Source organism: Hahella sp. CCB-MM4 (genome assembly GCF_002260525.1).
In the GTDB taxonomy this organism is placed as follows: domain Bacteria; phylum Pseudomonadota; class Gammaproteobacteria; order Pseudomonadales; family Oleiphilaceae; genus Hahella.
The window spans coordinates 26,278-48,304 of sequence record NZ_MRYI01000004.1 but is presented as its reverse complement, the minus strand read 5'-3'; the positions used below and the strand labels follow the sequence as shown (position 1 = coordinate 48,304).

At 49.6% G+C, this 22,027-nt stretch carries 21 protein-coding genes; 15 read left to right on the top strand and 6 right to left on the bottom strand.

Annotated elements, in window-relative coordinates; translation table 11 throughout:
- The first annotated feature begins 11 nt into the window (after positions 1-11).
- The 8 genes from gspH (at position 12) to gorA (ending at position 7,085) form a co-directional block, all read left to right on the top strand.
- Complete coding sequence (gspH, locus tag BTA51_RS10045; RefSeq protein WP_246840989.1) at positions 12-581, top strand: type II secretion system minor pseudopilin GspH; 570 nt, start codon at positions 12-14, stop codon at positions 579-581.
- Positions 571-1,002, top strand: a complete 432-nt coding sequence (gspI, locus tag BTA51_RS10040) for a type II secretion system minor pseudopilin GspI (protein WP_094707322.1) — start codon at positions 571-573, stop codon at positions 1,000-1,002. Before gspH ends, gspI begins: the two co-directional genes overlap by 11 nt.
- A 146-nt stretch (positions 1,003-1,148) precedes the next feature.
- Positions 1,149-1,889: a type II secretion system minor pseudopilin GspJ gene (gene gspJ / locus BTA51_RS10035; RefSeq protein ID WP_246840988.1), complete on the top strand. Its 741-nt coding sequence runs from the start codon at positions 1,149-1,151 to the stop codon at positions 1,887-1,889.
- The gene (gene gspK / locus BTA51_RS10030) at positions 1,886-2,989 is read left to right on the top strand and encodes a type II secretion system minor pseudopilin GspK (RefSeq protein WP_246840987.1); all 1,104 of its coding nucleotides are present in this window, start codon (positions 1,886-1,888) and stop codon (positions 2,987-2,989) included. Before gspJ ends, gspK begins: the two co-directional genes overlap by 4 nt.
- Positions 2,990-3,061: 72 nt before the next feature.
- On the top strand, positions 3,062-4,333 hold the full coding sequence (gene gspL / locus BTA51_RS10025) for a type II secretion system protein GspL (RefSeq protein ID WP_094707320.1): 1,272 nt from the start codon (positions 3,062-3,064) through the stop codon (positions 4,331-4,333).
- 1 nt (position 4,334) lies between these two features.
- A complete protein-coding gene (gene gspM, locus BTA51_RS10020) occupies positions 4,335-4,853 on the top strand; it encodes a type II secretion system protein GspM (RefSeq protein ID WP_094707319.1) in 519 nt (172 codons plus the stop codon).
- A 215-nt stretch (positions 4,854-5,068) separates the two neighbouring features.
- Positions 5,069-5,695: an N-acetyltransferase gene (locus tag BTA51_RS10015; protein ID WP_094707318.1), complete on the top strand. Its 627-nt coding sequence runs from the start codon at positions 5,069-5,071 to the stop codon at positions 5,693-5,695.
- A gap of 43 nt (positions 5,696-5,738) precedes the next feature.
- Positions 5,739-7,085 (top strand): glutathione-disulfide reductase, encoded by a 1,347-nt coding sequence (gene gorA / locus BTA51_RS10010; RefSeq protein ID WP_094707317.1) that lies wholly within the window; start codon positions 5,739-5,741, stop codon positions 7,083-7,085.
- Between the two features lie 156 nt (positions 7,086-7,241).
- Here gorA and BTA51_RS10005 read toward each other — a convergent pair whose 3' ends face one another.
- The 4 genes from BTA51_RS10005 to BTA51_RS09990 all read right to left on the bottom strand — a co-directional run bounded on the left by BTA51_RS10005 (position 7,242) and on the right by BTA51_RS09990 (position 13,679).
- Positions 7,242-9,182 carry a response regulator gene (locus BTA51_RS10005; protein WP_094707316.1) on the bottom strand — a complete coding sequence of 647 codons (1,941 nt, stop codon included), beginning with the start codon at positions 9,180-9,182 and terminating at the stop codon, positions 7,242-7,244.
- Complete coding sequence (locus BTA51_RS10000) at positions 9,179-10,114, bottom strand: hypothetical protein (protein WP_094707315.1); 936 nt, start codon at positions 10,112-10,114, stop codon at positions 9,179-9,181. Before BTA51_RS10000 ends, BTA51_RS10005 begins: the two co-directional genes overlap by 4 nt.
- Positions 10,115-10,131: 17 nt before the next feature.
- Positions 10,132-12,378, bottom strand: a complete 2,247-nt coding sequence (locus BTA51_RS09995) for a TonB-dependent siderophore receptor (protein ID WP_094707314.1) — start codon at positions 12,376-12,378, stop codon at positions 10,132-10,134.
- 203 nt (positions 12,379-12,581) lie between these two features.
- Entirely contained in the window at positions 12,582-13,679 is a 1,098-nt protein-coding gene (locus tag BTA51_RS09990) for a hypothetical protein (RefSeq protein ID WP_094707313.1), read from the bottom strand.
- A gap of 382 nt (positions 13,680-14,061) precedes the next feature.
- Here BTA51_RS09990 and BTA51_RS09985 point away from each other — a divergent pair, with 382 nt between their 5' ends.
- The 5 genes from BTA51_RS09985 to BTA51_RS09965 all read left to right on the top strand — a co-directional run bounded on the left by BTA51_RS09985 (position 14,062) and on the right by BTA51_RS09965 (position 16,746).
- Positions 14,062-14,856 carry a S1/P1 nuclease gene (locus BTA51_RS09985; RefSeq protein ID WP_094707312.1) on the top strand — a complete coding sequence of 265 codons (795 nt, stop codon included), beginning with the start codon at positions 14,062-14,064 and terminating at the stop codon, positions 14,854-14,856.
- Positions 14,857-14,941: 85 nt separating this feature from the next.
- Positions 14,942-15,268 (top strand): hypothetical protein, encoded by a 327-nt coding sequence (locus tag BTA51_RS09980; protein WP_094707311.1) that lies wholly within the window; start codon positions 14,942-14,944, stop codon positions 15,266-15,268.
- A gap of 229 nt (positions 15,269-15,497) precedes the next feature.
- Positions 15,498-15,662, top strand: a complete 165-nt coding sequence (locus BTA51_RS30145; protein ID WP_168188122.1) for a hypothetical protein — start codon at positions 15,498-15,500, stop codon at positions 15,660-15,662.
- 249 nt (positions 15,663-15,911) lie between these two features.
- A complete protein-coding gene (locus BTA51_RS09970; protein ID WP_094707309.1) occupies positions 15,912-16,094 on the top strand; it encodes a hypothetical protein in 183 nt (60 codons plus the stop codon).
- Positions 16,095-16,140: 46 nt separating this feature from the next.
- Positions 16,141-16,746: an HAD family hydrolase gene (locus tag BTA51_RS09965; protein ID WP_094707308.1), complete on the top strand. Its 606-nt coding sequence runs from the start codon at positions 16,141-16,143 to the stop codon at positions 16,744-16,746.
- On the opposite strand, the gene hemH is transcribed toward BTA51_RS09965, so the two are convergent.
- A complete protein-coding gene (gene hemH, locus BTA51_RS09960; RefSeq protein WP_094707307.1) occupies positions 16,743-17,819 on the bottom strand; it encodes a ferrochelatase in 1,077 nt (358 codons plus the stop codon). The two genes, BTA51_RS09965 and hemH, sit on opposite strands and share 4 nt — an antisense overlap.
- A 418-nt stretch (positions 17,820-18,237) precedes the next feature.
- Here hemH and BTA51_RS09955 point away from each other — a divergent pair, with 418 nt between their 5' ends.
- Positions 18,238-19,728 (top strand): DUF2868 domain-containing protein, encoded by a 1,491-nt coding sequence (locus tag BTA51_RS09955; protein WP_094707306.1) that lies wholly within the window; start codon positions 18,238-18,240, stop codon positions 19,726-19,728.
- On the top strand, positions 19,721-21,088 hold the full coding sequence (locus tag BTA51_RS09950; protein ID WP_094707305.1) for a GTPase/DUF3482 domain-containing protein: 1,368 nt from the start codon (positions 19,721-19,723) through the stop codon (positions 21,086-21,088). The genes BTA51_RS09955 and BTA51_RS09950 overlap by 8 nt, the downstream gene beginning before the upstream one ends.
- Before the next feature lie 15 nt (positions 21,089-21,103).
- Here BTA51_RS09950 and BTA51_RS09945 read toward each other — a convergent pair whose 3' ends face one another.
- The gene (locus BTA51_RS09945; RefSeq protein ID WP_094707304.1) at positions 21,104-21,904 is read right to left on the bottom strand and encodes a hypothetical protein; all 801 of its coding nucleotides are present in this window, start codon (positions 21,902-21,904) and stop codon (positions 21,104-21,106) included.
- Positions 21,905-22,027 lie beyond the last annotated feature (123 nt).

Sequence of the window (22,027 nt, the reverse complement as noted above, 5' to 3'; positions counted from 1 at the left end):
TTGATGCAGATATGACCGCCGATTCAGATATGACCACCATAGGTAAAAGGAACAGCTCATTCTCACAAAGAGGGTTTACCCTCATTGAGATCCTGGTGGTCATGCTGATTATCGGAATGGTGGTCAGCATGGCGACGCTGGTCGTCGGCGGCAATAAAGAACACCGGATGTTGGAGAATGAATCCAGAAAACTTCTCGCTATTCTGCAGCTCACACAGGAGGAAGCCGTCTTCCAGAATGTGGAGATTGGTGTTCGGATTGATGAAGAAGGTTACGAATTCAAGGCGTTGAATGAAGAGGAGTTGAAGTGGGAAGAGCTGCCACAGGACTTCCTCAAGGCTCGAACCTTTCCTGACTGGATGGAGCTGGATTTCAGTGAGTTGAACAAGGAATTCAAACTGAAGCAGACTGGCCAGTCAACCAAACCACAATTCCTGCCCCAGATTATGTTTTTGTCCAGTGGTGAGAGCACACCTTTCACCTTGACCCTGAAAATCAAGCAAGGCGAAGACCTGAAGTACACGCTCTCCTCGGACGGTCTGAATGGAATTTCTCTAGTGGAGCCTCAGGATGATGCCTGATCAAAGAGGATTCAGGCGATTGTCTGGCCAAAGGAGATTTGCTCTCCTGGCGGATCAAAGTGGATTCACTCTGCTGGAAGTCCTGGTGGCTTTGCTTATCTTTGCCATCAGCGCCACGGCTTTGATGAGCGGCATGTCTCAAGTGCTTCATCAACAGGAGCGACTTGAGGAAAAGACCTTCGGAAACTGGATTGCGGAAAACAGGGTCAATGAAATCCTCATCATGAATGAGTTTCCCAAGGCCGGTGAGAAGAAGGAAGATCTGGACTATGCCGGTCGTCACTGGCAGATCAAGGAAGCCATCATCAATACGCCCAACCCGTTAATGCGTCGGGTAGAGGTCAGTGTCAACGTATATATGTCTGACAATATCAATGTCAAACCCGTCACGACAGTGACCAGCTTTATCGGTGCGCCATGAGTCGCCAGGATTGTACAGAGATGACTAATTGCACAGAGATGGCTAACTGTACCGAGATGGCTAATTGCACAGAGATTGCTAACTGTACAGAGATAACTAAAGGGTGTTCTTCTTCAGCAGAATACGGCTCAGGACCAGCCCACTCCATGAGGGGCTTTACACTGCTGGAAATCCTCATCGCCATAACCATTACCGCCATGTTGGGGACAGGTGCCTTCTATCTCTTGAATCAGGGGGTAAGGACCAAAAACTCCACCGAGGACCGGGGCGAGATCCTGGAGCAGTTGCAGAAAAGTCAGCGAATTATTGAATACGATATCAGTCAGGTGGTGGCCAGGAGTGTGCGGGGAGAATATGGCGATGAGTTTTACGCACTCAGCAATTTGAATGCCCTATCTCTGGTGGAGTTCACCAGAACGGGCTGGCGTGATCCCAAGTCCCTGTTGGCCCTGATGGACGAGGATACTGAGGTATTACCCAGGAGTCAGCTGCAGCGCGTCAGTTACGAGATGGAAGAAGATGATCTCTACCGGGTTTACTGGGATGTACTTGACCGGGCTCAGGATAGTAAACCGTTGCGCCAGAAACTGATGGAAAGTGTGGAAGACGTTAAGTTCCGCTTCCTGGATAACGACAATGAGTGGAGCGAGCAGTGGCCACCGCAGGCCCAGTTGGTGAACTCAGAATCAGATCCTTACCATGCTCTGCCCAAAGCGGTTGAATTTGAATTTACACATAAAATGTTCGGTCATATTCGCCGGTTATACTACATCGCTGGAGCTTCAATGCCTGTTGTCGTGGATTCGGATAAGGGAAATGATTCAGGCTCAGGAAGAGATGATCCTGGCGGCGGTGACTCTAAAGACCCCGGAGATAAGATCAAGTGATTTTGTTGTCTGGCCCTCTGAAGATGCGAAAGAAAGGCAAGTCGATTACCGACGATAGCGCCTTTTTTTCAAAAGCAGCCAGTATTGCAGGTTTTTATCGCCAGTCCGGAATGGCAGCGTTGATCGTGATATTTGTGGTGGCACTGGTCTCTTTGCTGGTGGCAGGGATGTTCTCGGAACATTACATCGATATACGCCGAACCTCCAATATCCTCGGCCAGGACCAGGGCCGGCAGTATAGTATCGCCGCTGAGACCTATGCACGGGTGATTCTGAAGCAGGACTGGGATAATGATCAGAAGGACAAGGCTCTGGTTGATCATGAATATGATATGGAAGACGAACCCTGGGGCCAGTATGCCATTCAAATTCCTGTAGACACGAATGTGGGGATACAGGGGCAGATTGATGACCTTACCGGCAGATTCAATATCAACAGTCTTGTGACCAATAAAGATGATACGAGCCTGGTCAGCAAAGCTGCCGTTGAACGCTTTCAGCGGCTTCTGGAAAGTCTGGATGAGATTAATCCGGATCTGACGGTTGAGAAGTTTGTGGACTGGATCGATACCGACGATCAGATATACCAGTTGAAAGGGGCGGAGGACGAGACATACCTGCTAAAGGATCCGCCTTATAGAACAGCGAATACCTACTTTAACGATTTGTCGGAATTGTGGCTGATTGACGGAATGACCAAGGAGACTTTTGATGAACTCAAGGATCTTGTGGTAGTGCTGCCGAATTCCACCGCTTCAATCAATATCAACACTGCCAAGGCAAAGGTGTTAAGGGCCTATATCCCGGATCTGACGCAGGATGAGGCTGAAAGCATCATCAGTCAGAGAGAAGAGGATAAGGGATTCAAGTCAGTGGAGGATTTCCTGACGATGGAAGCCCTGGCGGGGAAAAAGCTTTCTACAGAGGACTTTAAGGTCAATTCTGAATACTTTGAAGTTCACGTTAAATCAGTATTTAATGACCGGATAACACGGCTGGTATCCATGATATATCGGGACTCCGAGGGAAAGACCAGCGTACTCCGGCGGGATTTTGGAAAAAAGGAAGAGGTCACCAAACAGGTATACGTGCCGGAGTAGAAAACAGAGTTTGTTTTCAGCGCCGCCTGTCATGGAACTCAGCGGTTTGGTTTATAAGTACTTAAAACACATATGACAATAAAACTATTTATTCGCCCGATACCCCCGGTAGACGAACAGCCGGAAAGGCTTGATTGGGCTTTGTATTCATACGGCGGCGAGAGAATCGGTGCCGGCACTGCCACTGCTGACGAGCTGAAGGACATCGTTTCACAGCATGCTCTGGAGGACGTCTGGGTGCACTTTATTGTGCCCGCGAGCGACTTCAGTTATTGCGTGGCGAATATCCCCGCCAAGCAGAGCCGCTATGTCCGTCAGGCTCTGCCGTACGCTATCGAAGAAAATGTCGCTGAAGACATTGAGTCGATGCACCTGGTTTTGGGAACCAAGTTATCCCGGGAAGAATATCCCGTGATGCTGATCAGTGACGCCAGAATGCAAGAATGGTATGACCTGGCCAAAGGCATTGGCTTTCCGCTGTACGGTATTTATGTCGATGCGCAGTTGGCCGCCACTGAGGGGGCGGCCATCACGGTGGTGTTTGACGGTGCAGATGTACTGGTATACGAAAAAGGTCAGACCGTTCTTAGAATGCATCACCAGAACTTACCGCCGTTTCTGGAGCTGAGAGGGCAGACGACAGAAGAGGAGCTGACGCTCAAAGTTCTGATCGAGCAAAAAGAGAGAGAAACCTACCAGGTCATACTGGCTCAGCTGGAGCATATCGACAATATTCTGCCAACCATTGAAACCCACGAGTTGAGCACCTTTGAGCTGCTATGTGCCTCATATTTTGTCAATCAGGATCTGGACAATGTCTGTCAAGGTGACTTTGCTCCCAATACCACACGCTCTTCTTCGGGGATCAAGCGCTGGTGGCCCGTGGCTGCGGTGGCTTGTGCATGGTTCGTGATCCAGATCGGATTCGATTTAACCCAGGCATATATCTATAAGAATCAGGCCGGTGAATATCGGGAGCAGTCCCTGGCGCTATATAAAAGAATGTTCCCCGGTGAAAGAACGGTAGCCAATCCGAAGCGCCAGTTGGAAGGGAAGCTGACCAATGCGGCCAACAGTCAATCCGGTGCCGGATTCCTGAGTTTATTGGGCGAGGCTGGTTATCAGGTGTCTCTGCAGCCACAGAAGGCAAATATGGCTTTCAACAACCTCCAATATAGTGATCAGAGAGGTGAGCTTGCTATTGAAGTCAGGGCTCCCAGTCTTGATGATCTGGATCGTTATAAGCAGGCTTTGGTGCAGCAGGGGTATGAAGTGGGTATCGGCTCAGCCATCAGAGAGCAAGGCTATGTACGTGGCAAGTTAACGATCAAGGGAGGATCTTGATATGGGGCAGTTGTTAAGGAAGTTTCCAGCCCTGGCAAAAGCATCGACCTGGTATTACGCCCTGCCGTCAAGGGATCAGGCATCTCTGAAATGGCTCTCAGTCGCAGTGGCGATATTCATGGTGTATATGATGATCTGGGTGCCGGTGCAATCGAATCTGAATAACGCCAAAACATCCGCAGAGCAGGGTTACAAGGATCTGGTCTGGATGAAGGAAAATGAAGCCAGAGCCCGGGCGATTGCCAAAAACCAGAACTCTCAGTCCAAGGGTAACCTAAGCGGCCAGTCTTTGTTATCGACCATCAGCTCGACGGCCCAGAAGTTCAAAATTGAATTGCAGAGATTTGAACCTCGCGGTGACGACAAAGTGAACGTTTGGCTGGATAAAGTGTCATTTAACCAGATGATGTTGTGGGTAAGTGATCTTGAGGCCAAGTACGGGGTTAAGGCTGAGCAGGTGAATATTGATAAGAGTGATCAGCCTGGTGAAGTCAGTGCAAGGCTTTCTTTAACCATCTAAAGGTTTTAATATCGAGAAGATCAGCGTTAGTTAGACTTAGGTCGTATGCTTCTGAGTCTGCTATAAATAATCCTGTTGGGATGCCGTTCTCAAGTGAGGGGGAATTGTCATCTGAAAGGACAGTATTGGAGCAGCCAATAGAAAACTGCATTGAGCTTAGAGGGATTGTAAGCCGTTTAATTATAAAAATAATATTAGCATTCAGGAGACAAAATATGATTGGGGAAATCGTAGATGAGACCCAACTGGTAAAACTCGACCGTAGCGCGTTGTCTGAAGCCAAGTCCATTTTGTTTCACGCGTACCGCCATGAGCCGACTTTCCAGTACCTGTTTGATGCATCACGACCGGGTTATGACCAACGGGTCCGTGCGACGATCAGGGAGGGTTTGGAGTTACACTTTGCCCACGACCAGGAAGCAATAGGACTGGTTGACGGAGAGACACTGTCCGCCGTCGCGTTTATTGGTAGTCCGGAGGCCAGATTCAGTCTGGCTGATCAATTCAACTGGCGAATCCGGATGATGCTGACCGCCGGATTGTCATCCACCAAAAGGTTTATGGACTACCACGAACAAGTCCATGCCTGTCTGCCTGAAGATACACACCATCATTTGCCGTTTATCGGTGTACATCCGAAGTACCAGGGAAGAGGTTACGGACGATCACTGATGAAAGTTGTAGAAGGTATCTGCAAACAAAGTCCAAAGTCCTCAGGAATCGGGTTGGACACGGGAAATGCCCGTTATATCCGTTTCTACCAGACTTTGGGATTCAAAAAAGTGGGTGAGGTTCGCCTGGGCAATATCACCGAAGCAGTGCTATTCAAGTCCTGTCTGTAATCTGTTTGGCAGGACTGTTCAAGGCACCAGAGAGAGTCTGAGAATGTATGATCTAATTGTCATCGGAGCAGGATCCGGTGGGGTTCGTTGCGCCCGAATGTCAGCACAGAAAGGCGCCAAGGTTGCCATTATTGAAGAGCGCTTTTACGGCGGTACTTGTGTGAATGTCGGATGCGTTCCTAAAAAGCTGTTTGTCTACGCCTCTCACTATGGGGAGGATTTTCATGATGCACACCGTTTTGGTTGGAGCACGCAGTCAACCCAGTTTGACTGGCCAACCCTGGTGGAGAATAAGAACGCCGAAATTGCCCGCCTCAACGGTATTTATGAAAATCTGCTGAAGAATGCCGGGGTGACTATCTATAACGGTCGTGGGCGGATAAGTTCACCGAATACGGTGGAAGTCAATGGTGAGACGTTAAGGGCAAAGAATATCCTGATCGCCACAGGCAGCTATCCATTCAAGCCTGATTTTCCCGGCAGTGAGCATGCTCTGATTTCTGATCATATGTTTTACCTGGATTCTCTGCCTACCCACGCAGTTGTGGTTGGCGGAGGATATATCGCGGTAGAGTTCGCCGGCATTCTTGCCGGGCTTGGGGTGTCTACCCACTTGATCTATCGTGGGTCCAGTCTGCTGAAGCGATTTGATGGAGATGTACGCCATCATCTGGCAGAAGAGCTCGATCGCAAAGGGATTAAGGTCCATCTGTCCACCAGTATTGAATCAATGGAGAAACTCTCGGAAAAAGAATATCGGCTCAAATTGAATTCCGGAGAAGAGCTGTCCACCGGGCTGGTATTGTATGCCACCGGAAGAAAGCCACTTACCCAGGATCTGGGTCTCGATTTGGCTGGTGTTGCCTTGGGGGCTGATGGCGAGATATTGGTAAACGAGGATTACCAGACTAACGTCCCGGGTATCTATGCCGTCGGCGACGTTATCAATCGGATGCAGTTAACGCCTGTGGCGCTGGCAGAAGGTATGTACGTTGCCAACAAGCTCTTTGGAGGCGATCCGGTAGGGGTTGATTACGTCAGAATTCCCACCGCCGTATTCTCACAACCCAGCGTTGCCACTGTCGGGCCGACGGAGGAAGAGGCCAGACAGCAATTCCCGCAGTTAAAAGTATACCGTTCTGCTTTTCGGGCTCTGAAGAATACTGTCAGTGGCAATCAGGAAAGGACGATGATGAAACTATTGGTGGATGGTGCCACCGATAAAGTTATCGCTGCCCATATGGTGGGCCCGGACGCAGCGGAAATTATTCAGGGAATCGCCATTGCGATCAGGGCAGGGGCAACCAAGAAGATTTTCGATACTACAATCGGGATTCATCCTTCCAGTGCCGAAGAATATGTCACTATGCGGGAGCCGGTTGGCGATTAAGCCTTTAAAGTGAAGGATTAAGGCCTGCCATGTGGATCGATTGAAGAGGATAGAAAGAGCGACAAGGGGAGATAGGCAGAACGACAGAGTCTCCCTTTAGAGCAAGCGAAGCTCTTGGGCAGAGAATGAGCGTTCAGGCCGGAAAGCCACTGTTTCTCAGGACGCAGGGGTGTTTTCCGGTTTCGGCTTGTCCAGCCAGTTCTTGATGCATTCTTCCAATTGATCCTTCTTAATCGGTTTGGCCAGGTAGTCATTCATGCCGGCGTCCATACACTGCTCGGTGACCCCGTCCATGGCATTGGCCGTTATGGCGATGATCGGGGTGGCGCTGACAAAGCTTGAACTCCTTTCATAGCTGCGAATTGCTCTGGTGGCTTGAAAACCGTCCATCACGGGCATCTGACAATCCATGAATATCAGATCGTAACGGTTGGACTTGAAACGCTTGAGCGCTTCCTCCCCATTCTGGGCCAGCTCTGTCTCCAGCCCCAACTTCTCCAACATCGCAGCAGCCACTTTCTGATTGACCAGATTATCTTCCACAACCAGTGCCCGTCCGCGAATTTTGCGCTGACTCACGGAAGCGTGGGAATTTGGGGAAAAGCTGCTATGACGGTAATGCAGCTCCAGGCTGAAGGTGAAAAGGCTGCCTTTTTCCAGCTCACTTTCCACTTCAATTCGTCCCTGCAGGAGTTCCAGAATGCGCTTGGCAATGGATAGGCCCAGACCGGTTCCCCCATAGCGACGTGAAGGGCTCTGATCGACCTGGGAGAACGAATTAAACATGTGCTTTTGTTGTTCCCGGGCAATGCCGATGCCACTGTCCTCAATGCTGCAGGTAAACATCAGCTTATTGGGCCCCAGTTCCGACCAGGTGGCTTGAAGACGTATATGCCCCTGTTCGGTGAACTTAATGGCGTTGTTGAAAATATTGGCAAGCACCTGACGTAGTCTGCCTGGATCTGAGGTCACCAGAGCATCTTGAAGAGGGCCGATAAAGACTTCTTCGTAGTGCAGCCCTTTTTCTTCGAGCTTGGGCCGCAGTGAGTTAACGGTATCATGAATCAGGTTTTTAAGGTTGAATTCAATCAGGTCGATTGAAAGGCGTCCCCGTTCCATTTTGGAGTAATCGAGAATGTCGTCGATCACCGTCGTTAGCTGTTCTGTGGACCTCTCAGCAATATTGGCGAATTCGCTTTGCTCATTACTTAAACTGGTTTCCTTCAGGAGCTGAAGCATACCCAGAACACCATTGATGGGGGTTCGGAGTTCGTGACTCATGATCGCCAGAAACTCACTTTTTGCCCGACTGGCGGACTCTGCTTCTATACGGGCCTTTTCGGTCTCCACGATATGCTTTTGATGTTCTGTACGGGCATTGTCCAGCTCCAGGGCCAGACGATTGATGCTGTCCCTTAGCTGGGAAAGTTCCTGTCCTTTGATTTCCGGCACCCGGGTCTCATAGTCGCCGTCCTTGATCTGTTCCACCTGTTGCGTGAGGACTTCGATGGGGTCGGCAATGCTGCGGGCCATATTTCTAACAACCAGGAAAGTCAGAAGAAATAACAGCGAGGCCACCGCTGCGGAACTGAAGAGAATTCTGTTCTGGCCGTCGATAATCGATTGCTCGTTCAGACTGACTTCAATTCGTCCTACTGTAATGGGGCGCGAGCGCCGACGGCTGTCATCGATGAAGCTGGAAAACGTGTCTTCAGGCAATTCAATTTTGGCTTGGACAATATCTGCGGAAAGGACGATTAAGGAATCGCGGTCGGCGTCAAATCCGGAACCTTTGGCGGTGGCGAGGGTATCGCCGAGCATATCCAAAACACGAATTTGATGAACAATTTCGGAGTCAGCCACTTTTCCGATTAAGTCCCGGAGGGCACGTAAGTTTCCAGAAATGACATTGTATTCCGAGCTGATGGCAAGTTGGTCAGCAATCAGTTGGCCGCGCTGTATCAGGTCCGATTTGGTTTCTGTCAAACGGGCTGAGGTAAAGAAGAACAGCAGGCATACAAACATCAATCCGCTTGGGATCAGGCCAAGGAACAGGGATTTCCTGTATATACTCCATTGCCGGGGACGCTTACTCATGGTTGAGCCTCGAGTAACTCTAACTTGGTTTGCAACGCTTCTGCGTCGGGAACAATTAAATTCAGAGACCTGGCAACCTGCCGGTTTACAGCCACTGCAAAATATTTGGCAAAGACCGGCTCCGGTACTTTGCCATCATTCAGAAACGAGTTGATCATCTCTACAGTCTGATGAGCATAATCCTCAGCTGTTGAGTAGGTGGTCGCCAGCCCTCCAGCATTGACAAAAGCCAGTGAAGGCCCGATCAACACTTTATTGTGGCGATAGGCAGTCAAAAGAATCTGTCGAATCTGCCTGCCGTTGTAAATACTGAAATCGGGAATGCCGAGGATATAGTCACTCTTTTCCAGCGCCCGGTTTAAGAGGCGCGGAAGACCTTCATCGGTGTCTAGCTGATAAACGGTGAACGTTTGTCCGGCGGCTTCTTGTATGGGCAGTGTTATGGGTTGCGAACTCAGAATGGCGGCCTGGGTGACTCCTGGAAGCAAGAGCCGGGTCAGCTCTGCCTGGCGTTGCAGTGGCGCGTCGAGGTAAATGCCGCTTAGCTTGAATGCCTTAAGCTTTGCCTGGTAATCGTCCAGACGATCTTTTGATACAAAAAGTGCAAGTACCAGGCTTTCAGGGGCGCTAGTGCAATTCTGGGCCAGCATTTTTTCACCCAGGCATATGGCGATACTTTTGTCCCGGTCGTCGGCGGCCGGGGGAGGGGTGGACACCCTGGATAACTGCCATGCTTCGGGGCGCAAGGTATCAAATCGCTTAACAAAAGCTTCTGCCACCTGGTTTTCCGTAGGGCTTACCACATAGATGTGGACAGCGGAATGTGCGTTACCGGCGAAAGCAATATTGAGAAGAATAACCCACCAAAAATGCAGGCGGGTCAGTCTCTGACTGAGTAATCTGGTTGATTGATATGGCAACAACAGTGTCATCCTTGATTCCTGCCGGATCAGAACTTCATCCCCACACCCACATATAAGTGATTGCGGTCATCAAGATTATTATTGCTGTACATAAACGGATCTGAGTTGGGATAGTGTTCAAGTTTTACCGTCAGATCCATTTCCACGCCGCGAAAGGTGCGCTCGTATGACAAGACTGCATCATAACGCTGATAGTCATATTCGGCCAGTTGATCCGCCACATAATACAACAGAGTGGTACGGAAATTCGTGGTAAACCGATGTACCCAGGCGAGGCTGCCTGAATTCTGTGCCGAGAGGCGGGATTCAATGTCATAGAGTCTCGACACGGTGAAGGATGTATAGTCCGACAGAAAGTCGGCCGTGCCGGTGTACTCTGCATCCTGGTCCATATATGCGTAGGTCAGTCGAACCGTATCGCTTGGAATTGGGGTGATGCTGGTTTCCAACTCGACGCCTCTCTGCTCGATATGCAGATTGTTTTCCGGCTCAAAGGAGAAATATTGCAGGGGAGCACTGATCAGATCCCACATGTCATCGTCATAGATCTTGATGTCTGCTTCCCATCCCAGCCGTGGATAGTTTACGTAGTAGCCGATTTCCCGGGAGACAATTTTTTCGTTATCCAAACCTCCGGGGGACTGTGTGGTAAAGGTGGTGGCGGTTGTTTGTCCATTCAGTGGAGGATCAAGCTCTGTCGCAGTGAAACTCCAGCTAACGTATTGTTCATAGGTGTCAGGGGTACGTATGGCATGGGAAATCACGGCCCTCAGGGTCTGGTGTTCGTCAATATGATAATAGGCTGCAGCTCTTGGGGAGAGATAAGCGCCATTGGCGTTATCGTCTTCTGCCATGGCGCCGATATTTAGCCCCCATGAAAGCGGTTGTTGGTACTCAAGGTTGAAGAAGAGGCGTTTAAGATAGTTTTCCCCGCTTCCTCCAAAGTAGGTTTGAGAGGTATACTGGTCTTTTCTCAGGCTGAGACCCGAAACCAGACGGAATTCATCGTTGAAACGATAGGTATCCTGGAATTCCAGGTCGGTCCGGGTCTCCTCAATATCCAGATTGATTCGTCCGCAGACCTCCGCGTCGCCGCCATAATCAATGGCCTCCTGTATTGCGGCAGCGGCCAGCATGTCATCTTCCAGCGATCCAAGACCCGTACTTTCACCTTTCATGACAGCTGTCAGTATTGTATTGAAGAAGTCTGAATCTCCATCGACCAGGGCTCCTATCATGATGCTGTTATAGCGAGGATTCCGGCTGGCGAGCTGAGTCAGGTTATTGCTGAAAAGTATCGGGTGGTTGCAGTTGATCCAGTCCTGGCGCCGTATATTCTTCTGGATATAACCCTGTACATGGAAAAAATGGTCCTGGCTGACTTCACGCTGCCATTTGATTGAGGCATAGCGGTCGCGCTCATCGCTGGTCGGAACCGTGACCTGGCCGTCGCCTTCGTTGGGGTGATATTGATGATCCCCATTGAGCAGACCCAATTGAAAGTTGAGGTGGTCTGATGGAGAAAGCATGACATTGCCAAAAAAATTAAATCCGTCGAGATCGTGACTGTCCAGAAACGGTGAGCCGTCAGCCCGCTTATCGAAGCCGTTACCCTTTTTCCCGTTTACTGATAGACGGTAGTTAAATTTCTCGTTCCCGTTGCCATAGGCGCCATAGTAGCGGTTGTAGCCGTTGCTGCCGTCCCAGTAGGAAACAGTGGAGCCATGGGTGTCGTAAGGGTGTTTGGTAATAATGTTGATAATGGCTAAAAAGGAATTGGCGCCGTAAGCCGCGGCATTGGGGCCACGGCTGATTTCAATCCGGGCGATATCCTCCAGTGCGACAGGAATATTCAGCCAATCCACGTTAGCCAGATTGGGATGATATACCGAGCGCCCGTCCACCAGCACCTGCAGCCGTCTTTGTTCACTGGCGTTAGTGCCATGGTAACTTACGGTGGGGACACTGGAAGACACTGAGCCGACTGTCATACCGGGAACCAGACGAAAGGCGTCATGCAGGTTTCGTATGCCATAGTCTTTCAACATGGTGTCGGTAATGATAGTGACGGTGGCCGGTACTTCCGAGCGGGGCTGTTTAAGACGGGCAGGTGTCAGTACGACGGGAATGTCTTCGGACTCTATTGTTCCGGAATAGCCGAAAGCGTCCTGCTCAAATGCCAAAAGGTTCGCCGTTTCGTCAGCGTACAGATTCCCGGATACCAGCACCAAGAGGCCGATAACACCAGGTCTGACAAACTTCTCGTAACGCACGGAACCTCCTTCGTCGGCAAATATCTAATTCAGCCCATAGCGATCTCAGAATATGGCTATGTCAGAAAATAGCTGTTTCAGCATATGCGAGCTTCCAGATCTATCTGATTTAGGACATATTTGAATTAGAAGATAACAATTTAAAAAAGTATCCGGTTTATCAAATATCCGGTTCGCCTAATCATTCACCTGATCAAGAGTGCTCAACAAATGCCTATGTCGCGTGATTCCTTGCTTTCGCAGAGGGATTCGGTTGCGATCTCCACATCAATCAGATAATACAGAGACGCTAATCCCAATTCATGTCTTCCCAAATTGTGAAAAATAATGCCCAGGGCGATGTCCTCTGCCGGAAAGCGCTCCTGATGACTGGCATAATACCTGGCAGCGGCCCCTAATTCAGGATCCGATAACACTGAAATTAAACGGCCGATTCCTCCATGATAAGCTTGAACCAGTAGCATCGCATAGAGCTTATCTTTCTTATCAGTGGGTAAATGGCTGAACTGTTTCTCAAAAACCGGGAGTAAGTTGCGGTGGTTTTGCCGGTACAGCTTTAGAGCACAGTCAATTTGCGCCATTCGGTGTAACTGGAACTTGTCTGGAATTCGGCAATCCTGGAGGACTTCGGGGCGAAGCTGGAGCAATCCCACGGCATCGGCAGAAGAAAAGCTTCTCTTTCTTGCTCCACTCTCAATCAATATCTGTCCCAGCAAATGGGAAATGAGGATGTCGGACCAGCCAAGCCCGGTTTGCAGATCGCGCTGGTCGTAGACCTGTTGAACCACTTTAACCAAAGGCAAGGGGGCATCCCGGGAGCCTATCGTCATGCCATCCCAGGTTCCCCAAACCAGATGATCCGGAGTGTCTCCAAGCATTCTGCCCAGGGCTGCTTTCATATCAACATGAGGCTGTTCGCAGGCGAGGGCAAAGGGATAGCCGACCTTGTCATCAGTGCCTTCCACCCAATACTTGGCTTTCTTTTCATTAACCAGCTTTTTTCTTAACTGGTTTAAAGCCTGCTGTGTCTGTTCTGATGTAGAGCGGTTATTGAGGTAGCCGAGGAAATGCCCTCTTGTATTAAACAGAATATGCCGATCGATCCGATTACAGAATCCCTCGCCAAGCAGGACCCAGCGACGTATATCCGATATATTTTCGTAGAACCCCTTGGTTGCCGCATAAGGTGAGTTTCTGACGACATCCAGCCAATCCGATAGTTTGTCTGCATCCTCTGCTTTCGTATGACCTGAAGCCAGTAGCGAAATGAGAAAAAACTTTAACAATATTCTATAAGGCATTGATAAATTGAGTATATCCTTGTGGTTTTTATTTTCTTCTTATTCTGTTCAGATAATGCCTTCATTCGGTCTTGTTCTACAAGTGTTGATTGCTCTCATTTAAATAAGTCGCATGAAGTTGATGAGAGGGCAGGTTTACATCTGCCGCGTACGTCGGAACGATAAGCGTATCCGGGGAATTCGTTTCCAGCTTGATCGAAAACTTTGTTACTATCTGCCAACTTTTCAATGCCGGACATCAGTGACGGCCATGGTTCTAAATCGCAGCCGTGCCGGATGGTTGCCGAGTGTTGGAAAGCGAATCAGCCTTGTGTGGCCATTCTGCATAAGTGTCTGATAATCTACTCAAATCTTTTGGAAGTTATTAAAAAACAAGGCTGTAATGAAAAGGGTTATTTTAACGTTCATTCTGTTGTTGTCCGCCTCGCAGAGTTTTGCCTGGGGCGAGCAATCCCATCGTATTGTGTGTGATATTGCGTGGCGAAATCTGGACTCCCATGCCAAGCAGGAAGTCAGGCTTCTACTGCGGAAAGCCAAACAAAAAACGTTTGCTGACGCTTGTGCCTGGCCTGATGAAATCAGGGATCAGTCTCGATATGACTTTGCACTGCCTCATCACTATATCAATGTGGATCGATCCGCTGTTGAGGTGACAGATACTGAAGCATGCCGCAAGGAAGGATGCGTGCTCTCGGCAATCGAAGCCTACAGTAAAATTCTTCAGGGAATTGCGGTGGACGGATATCACAACAACCGCCCCAAAGCACTGATGTTTCTGGGACATTTCGTTGGCGATATTCATCAACCTCTCCACGTTGCCTATGAAGATGATCGTGGCGGTACGCAGACAATGGTAAGCTTTGGTGGTAAGGAATATTCTCTGCATTATGTGTGGGATGTGATGGTTCCTGAAGTGGGGATGCCCAAGAATTGGCGGAATGCCGGTGAGGCATTGTCCAAACAGATCAATCCGGATGAAAAGGCGCTGTGGTCTCAGGCAACACCGATAGAATGGGCCAACGAGTCTTTGTCTATTACCCGGAATCTGTATGAGGAATTGCCTCGTTTGTCGGCAATTTCCAAAGGTTATGTCAAAAGCCATCACCTGCAGGCGGAGATCAGGCTCCAGCAGGCCGGTATCCGGCTCGCCAACCTGCTTAATACGATTTTCCAGTGAGCTGTAAGTCGTTCAGTTAGGTGGCAAGACGTTCAGTGAGGTGATAAGTCGTTCAGTGAATAGGAATATAGCGAGGTAGTTTTACATGGGAGTCGTCATCAGCTTTCGAAAAGACGAACTTTCCGCCGACGATGTTATTCGGTATTTCTTTCACGAAATCAACGAGAAACATCAGCTTGACCTGTCCCTGAGCGATCCAAGGATAAAGCCACATCTGCCAGCTTTAAGAAGCCTGGCGGATGTGTATATCCATACCGCTACCAATGAAGTTACCGGTATCCCCGACCAATACCAAAAGCCTTTGATAAAGGAATTGAATCTATTGCGGGCCAGATTTCTCGCGGAAACAGTATTGGGGATACTGGCCAGTGAAAATATTGTTCACATCAAAACGGATTCAGATCAAACCTGATTCAGATCAAGCCTGGCCCTGGGTTCATCTGAACTTCATCAAATCGTCACCGGGTCGGGTTAGAATGTCCTCGACTTGATTTGTATTGGTCTGACCTCAGGGTTAGACCTTGGTCGTAGTTTGCATGGATGTGCGCGATCAGACAGTCATGTTTTACGAAACGGTATTGAGTCAAAGGCTATTGGCGATTACCCTGTGCACTCAAATTTTCTGATGGGCGAGGTTACACATGCGAACCGATACATCTATTCTCATCGATCAAATCTACGAGCAGTCAACGGCAATACAAATAATGCTGGAGCAGTCCCAGTCGGATGACCAGCAGATCAAAGATCTTCAGGAACAACTTTCCGAACTTTGGAAAGAACTCGAAAATCAGGTATTTCAACAGTAAAAATCGTTAACTGACGGGTACAGAACAAATTTAGCGTCGAACTCAGTCAAAAAATGAGCGAATCAACGCCAGATGGTATCTTGATCGGCACTCAAGATAGATCTGGCTTTTCAGTTTCAGCAAAGCTAATCTTTCATTATTGGAAAGAAAAAATCTGGCCAACTGGACGGCAAGAAAATAAATGCTTGGACAGCGATATCCTGACCGGAAAAACGGTCAGTTCAGCCAACATTTAGAGGTGGTATCGGTATGGCCGCAATATTTGAAGCCCAGGATCTGTCCTATGCAGGTCCGGAAAGACGGGGTTATCACCGTCGACAGAAAGCAGATCGCCGGAACAGTATCCGGTTCGAACCCGACAATCCTGATCGAAGGCAGTCCTCTGGTCGGCGTAAAAGCGACCTCAGCGGATGGAATCGTTCAGATTTCTAGACATCTTTTAATGCTGTCAAATTGAGTCAGCCTGGAACCTGCCATTATGACGGATTCCGTACATGGAGTGATTTTTGATCTTGATGGGACCCTGGTTGACTCAAAGCTCAATTTTGACCAGTTGAGAAAAGACCTCGGGTTTCCGGAGAAGGTTCCGGTACTTGAGCACATCTCCGGCATCCCGGACCACGAACGACGCCGGCAGTGCCTGGATATTGTCCACCGGTTTGAACTTGAAGGGGCCCGGCTAGCAACTTGGATTCCTGGTGCAAGAGAACTGCTACAACTTCTGAATGAGCTGCAGATCCCTACCGGTATTCTCACCCGGAACATGCGGGAGGCTGTTGAGCTGACAATGGACAAGTTGGAGATAAACGTCGATATTGTCCTGACCCGCGAAGACTTTCCTCCCAAACCTGATCCCGAAGCGTTACTTCATATCGCAAAGAATTGGCGACTGGCTCCCTCCCAGTGTGTATATGTCGGGGACTTCCTGTTTGATATACAAGCCGCCAGAAATGCCGGTATGCGGTCCTGGTTCTATGCGCCTGAAAACCCTCCGACATATGCCAGTGATGCAGACAGAGTATTCACCCATTTTGAAGAACTGGCAGTGGAATTTGCCAACTCCGGGACCAGAGCGGCTCTTTAGTTTTTGGCCCCCAGAGCTGCCGCTTTCCTCGCTCTTTCCCGGTTCGGCTGCACTGACCATCCTTGAAGATTTTCCTGAATGATCTCACCCAAGGCCGCAATATGGTCCGCCCTTGAGTTTAGTGCGCTGATATATTCATAGCGTTCCCCGCCGGCTTCCAGAAAATAGTCTCTGTTTTCCACCCCGATTTCTTCAATGGTTTCCAGGCAGTCGGCTGAAAAACCCGGACAAAAGACCTGTACAGATTTTACACCTTGTCCGGGGAGAGACTTCAGGGTGGCATCCGTGTAGGGCTTCAACCATTCCTGCTTGCCGAAGCGTGATTGGAACGTCGTCAGCACCAAATCGGGTTTGACCCCCAGTTTTTCCACTAGTAATCGAGTGGTTTTGTGGCATTCACAAAAGTAGGGGTCGCCCTCAAGTAAATTCCTCTTGGGGATGCCATGGTATGACAGTACCAGTCTGTCCGCTTTCCCGTGGGCGTCCCAGTATTCCTGGATTCTCTTGCTGGCGGCGGTGATAAAGGCGTCATGATCATGATAATGGGTGATGAACCTGAAATCCGGAAACCAGCGTCTTTTACCAAAGTCCTGTGCAATTGCATCAAAAGTCGAGGCGGAGGTGGTGGCAGAATACTGGGGGTAGAGCGGGAGTACCAAAAGCTTACGGACGCCCTGGGAAATCATTGAATCGATAACCGTTGAGACCGAAGGATTGCCGTATCTCATCGCAAAATCAACGACCAGGTCTTCATAACCTTTTTCAGTCAAATGCTTTTGCAGCGCCTCCGCCTGGTCTCTGGTGTGCACAAGCAGGGGGGAGCCTAAATCAGACCAGACCGACTTGTACGCCTCTGCAGACTTGGCAGGACGCACCCGCAGAATAATTCCATGAAGTATCAGCCACCAAAGTACCCGGGGTATTTCGACTACTCTTGGATCCGCGAGAAATTCGCCCAGGTATTTTCGCAGGGCTGCCGGAGTGGGGGCATCGGGAGTCCCCAGGTTTGTGATCAGGACGCCAAGCTTGTCCGCCTGGTCGTGTCTAAATGCTGTGCTGCCTTTAAATTTCATTCTTCACCGGGAATAGAAATTTGGGGAGAAATGCAGGCCGTACCGATATTTTGTCGCTCAACCAAGCATCAGACGAAATATCGAAAGACCATGACAATAAGAAGTGCGGAATATTAGCAGCATAACCGCTATGGGGACAGCGTGGCTCAAAAAGGGGACAGCCTGGCTCAGAGAAGAGGATAAGTTGACTCGAAGTCGGTAGGACAGGAGAAGTCGTATAAAATAAATAGACAATTTCCGGTGTTTTCCGGGCGGAATACTATACGGAAAGAAGCTGAGTAAAAGTTAACGTCAGGTGAGACTGGTATACTTTCCAATGGGGACAGGATCATGAGAATATCTGCCCGGTCATGGCAAGTCGGTACCGTGACAGATCAAACAATCACTCATTAGCTGAGGTCAGGCTGTAGCGTAATACATGAACCCAACGTTTAAGCAAAAACTATATTCGGAAGTTCTCAGAAACATTGAAACGGATGAACCGCTGAAAGGCAGTCAGTTGATAGAGCAGAGATACTCTGGTCAGGACCTGTCGCTGTTGGAAAAAATTCTCCAGCGTGGCGTCACACTGGTGCGGGAATATAAGCTGGAATCTGTCATCCAGCGAACACTGTCGAGAATTCAGTTTGTCACAGTAGGAATGACGGTGCTGTTTTTTCTGCTGGGCGGACTCGCCTCCATGCAGGCGTTTCAGCAGTCTCAGACCGGCGTGGTCAATTTCTATTGGTTAGTAACGGTTTTATTGGGCTTTGATTTCCTGGCCTTATTTATCTGGGGAGTATCAATGACCGTTGCGGCGATATCCGGAACCTCAATGCGTGGACCGGGACTTTGGGTGCAACGGCTCGTTATCAGATACTTTCCGGGTAAAGCGGGGGAAGCGGGTAAGGCGGGGGAAATCAGTGCCGCTCAGGCCGTATTTTCAGTGGTATTTTCCGGCGCCATCGGGCGTTGGTGGTTAAGCCGGGCTTCCCATAGCTTCTGGTTAGCGTATCTTTGTGGTGGTCTGTTAACCATTCTGTTCATGCTGTCCACACGGCAGTTTGATTTCGTCTGGGAAACCACCATTTTGACGAACCAGACCTTTATTTCCGTCACAGAAGGGCTGTCCGTGATTCCCTCGTGGATAGGTTTTAGCGTTCCTTCTGCAGAACAGATCAGTGCGAGTCAGCTAAGTCTGTTTGATGTGGGTCGGGGGGATTCTCTCAGGCAGGTCTGGGCCAGCTTGCTGATTGGCGCCATGATTGTGTATGGCATACTGCCGCGATTACTGCTGCTTGTTGTCAGCCACCTGATGATTTCCTGGCAGCAGAACCGATTCCGATTGGATCTCACGAGGCCCTATTATATTGGACTGAGAGAAAGGTTGATGCCGGCTGCGAGCCAGTTCGGAATCGTAGACCCGGATCTAAAAAAGAAAGGTTCCACAGCAAACTCAGAATCAGTTCGCACTGACATTCGCTTGCCTGAAGGCGCATTGTACGCAGGTATTGAGTTAAACCAGGATCAACCCTGGCCCCCGGCGGGAATTTTGGCGGAAGACGACCTGGGGCGTATTGAAGATCGCGAGAGCCAGGAGCGGCTGTTGCGGCGTTTGGCTGCCTCAGGGGCGAAAGATCTGGTCGCGGTGGTTCCTGTGCGAAGATCTCCCGACCGGGGTCTGGAAAGACTCTTTGCTGAAATAAAGAAGCACACCAGGGGACGACTGTTTATCGCATTAAGTGAGGCGTCGGAGAAGCCCAAACCCATGGTGTCCTCGAACCATCAGCAACCCAACCTCTCGCGGCAAAGTGATTGGTACCGGTTGGCCATGAGAGTGGGTATTGAAGCTGATGCGATCGTCAAGATGGAATATTCCGGAACCACAGAGCAATCCAGCGCAACATCCCGGGCGGTAAGAAATGGATAAAGGCATCATATCGGTGGCTATTGTGGGTCATACCAATGCCGGTAAGACCTCAATGATGCGGACCCTTCTAAGGGATCAGGGGTTTGGAGAAGTCGCAATCAGTCCGGGAACCACCCGCCATGTGGAAGGAGGGAGTCTGCTGATCAACGGCAAGAAGGTGATCAATCTTTATGATACTCCCGGACTGGAAGACTCCATTGGCCTGTTGGCGGCGATTGACAATCTCAGTGGTGGCGAAGGAAGGGAGAAGCTTAAGCGTTTTCTGGACGGACTGCCTCCGGATACGGAGTTTGATCAAGAGGCCAAGGTGATTCGCCAGCTTCTTGAGGATGACCTTATTTTTTACGTGATCGACAGCCGGGAGCCGGTACTGGGTAAGTACAGGGATGAACTCAAGGTGATCGCCATGTCCGCAAAACCGGTGATTCCGGTTTTAAATTTCATTAAAGATGAACACTCCCTGGTCGCTTCCTGGCAACACAGTCTGGCTGATCTGGGATTGCATGCGGTGGTGGAATTCGACACGGTGATTTTCAATTTTGAGGATGAAAAGAGGCTGTATCAGAAGATGCAGGCTTTGATGGCCTCGCGGCATGATCAGATTCAGCAGCTGATCGACGCAAGGCAGCAGCAGTGGCAGGCGCAGTTAAAGGCTGCCCGACGCATTATTGCTGAATTGATGGTGGATGTGGCGTCCTACCGACAGGAGCAGTCTGTGGATGAATCTGAGCCCGGAGACAGTGGCATTTTAAGACGACCTTTTCACCGTCTGGTTCGCAAGGCCGAGGAAAGGGGGATACATGAATTGCTGCGGATTTTTCATTTTGATGACCGGGATGTTAAAAACGAGGAACTCCCGATCACCAACGGAAGATGGGAGTTGGATCTGTTTGATCCGGGTAATTTAAGGGAATTTGGCCTGGATGCTGGTAGTAATGCTGCCAAAGGAGCTGCCGTCGGTGTTGGAATTGACGCCATGACCGGTGGACTCACCCTCGGTGCCGCAGCAGCTTTGGGAGCCGCAGCGGGTTTTATGTGGACCGCAGGGCGGCGTTATAAAGATGAGATTGCATCAAAAATCACCGGCAGTCAGTTTATTTGCATTGACGAAAACACGTTGAAGATTCTGTGGTTCAGACAGGCCGTACTGTATCAGGCACTGCAGCATCGCGGGCATGCTTCACAAAGCGGCATCAGTATCGGTAATGCCTTTAACACCCAACTGCCAAACCAGTGGAAGACCTGGATTCAGACGGCCAGACAGCATCCACGATGGTCTTCGTTAAGAGGAAAGTCCGACGAATTCTTTTCCAGGGAAAGGGAGAAATTGGTTGAAAGTATGATGGAAAGTTTTGGCTAGAATCGAATATCCGGCCTAATCAGTACTTGTTTGATAGCGACCTAGAATCGCTTTAATTTCCCCTGACTCCCGCATATGAAGAATTCGTTCTCTGATAAATTGAATAGTGTCTGGTGAGGCAGTATTGCTGACCACCAGATAAATATCATAGGGGGCGATAATGGGGCTGAAGTCCAGAAATGTCAGGCAGTCAGCTCGAGTGTCATACTTCTTTAGATTATATTTAAGACGAATTTCCATCTCGACGAATCCCGATACCCGATGGGCGGTCACCAGGTTAAACCCTCGTTGGTAGTTCTCCACCGGCACCAGTGTCAGTCTCCCATTCGAAGCAAGCTGCTCCAGTTCCGGATAGTCAAAGTTATCCAGTATGGCGATTTGAGCTCCATAAAGTGCGGCATCATCTGTGAAAGGTACTACCGGAGGGCTGCAGGTAAGAAAGCTGTGTTTGACCGTGAAAAGGGGGGCGTCAATCATATGTCCCACGTCAGCCATGGAATTCCACACTTTCGCGTCATAAGTGATCCACAGACCGGGGTTGCTCTCTCGTACAAAAAGGTGCAGGCGTTTGACAGGATAAGTGACAGCCTTGATTTCGTAGTCTGAATCGCTAAAGACTTCATCCACAATGTCGCTAATGATTCCCCCCTTATGCACTCCCGTCGAAGCTATCTGGAAAGGCGTGGCAAGGTCTTCCACGACAAGATAATTGATCCTCTTTCTGTCTTCTGCGCTGGCTTCAAGCAGGAAAAGCAGGAATGTCAGAGCGATAACGGCTCTGTAACAGGTTTGACGGGCAATGGGCGGTGGATTCATCAGTTGTCTGAATAGGCTTGTATATATCGAAAATTTCTAAATGAAGAATAGTTCAGGGGTTGCCAAATGGACAGTAATTCACAGTCCGCCAGCGGCGGAATTGACAGGGCTCCGGCAGATTGC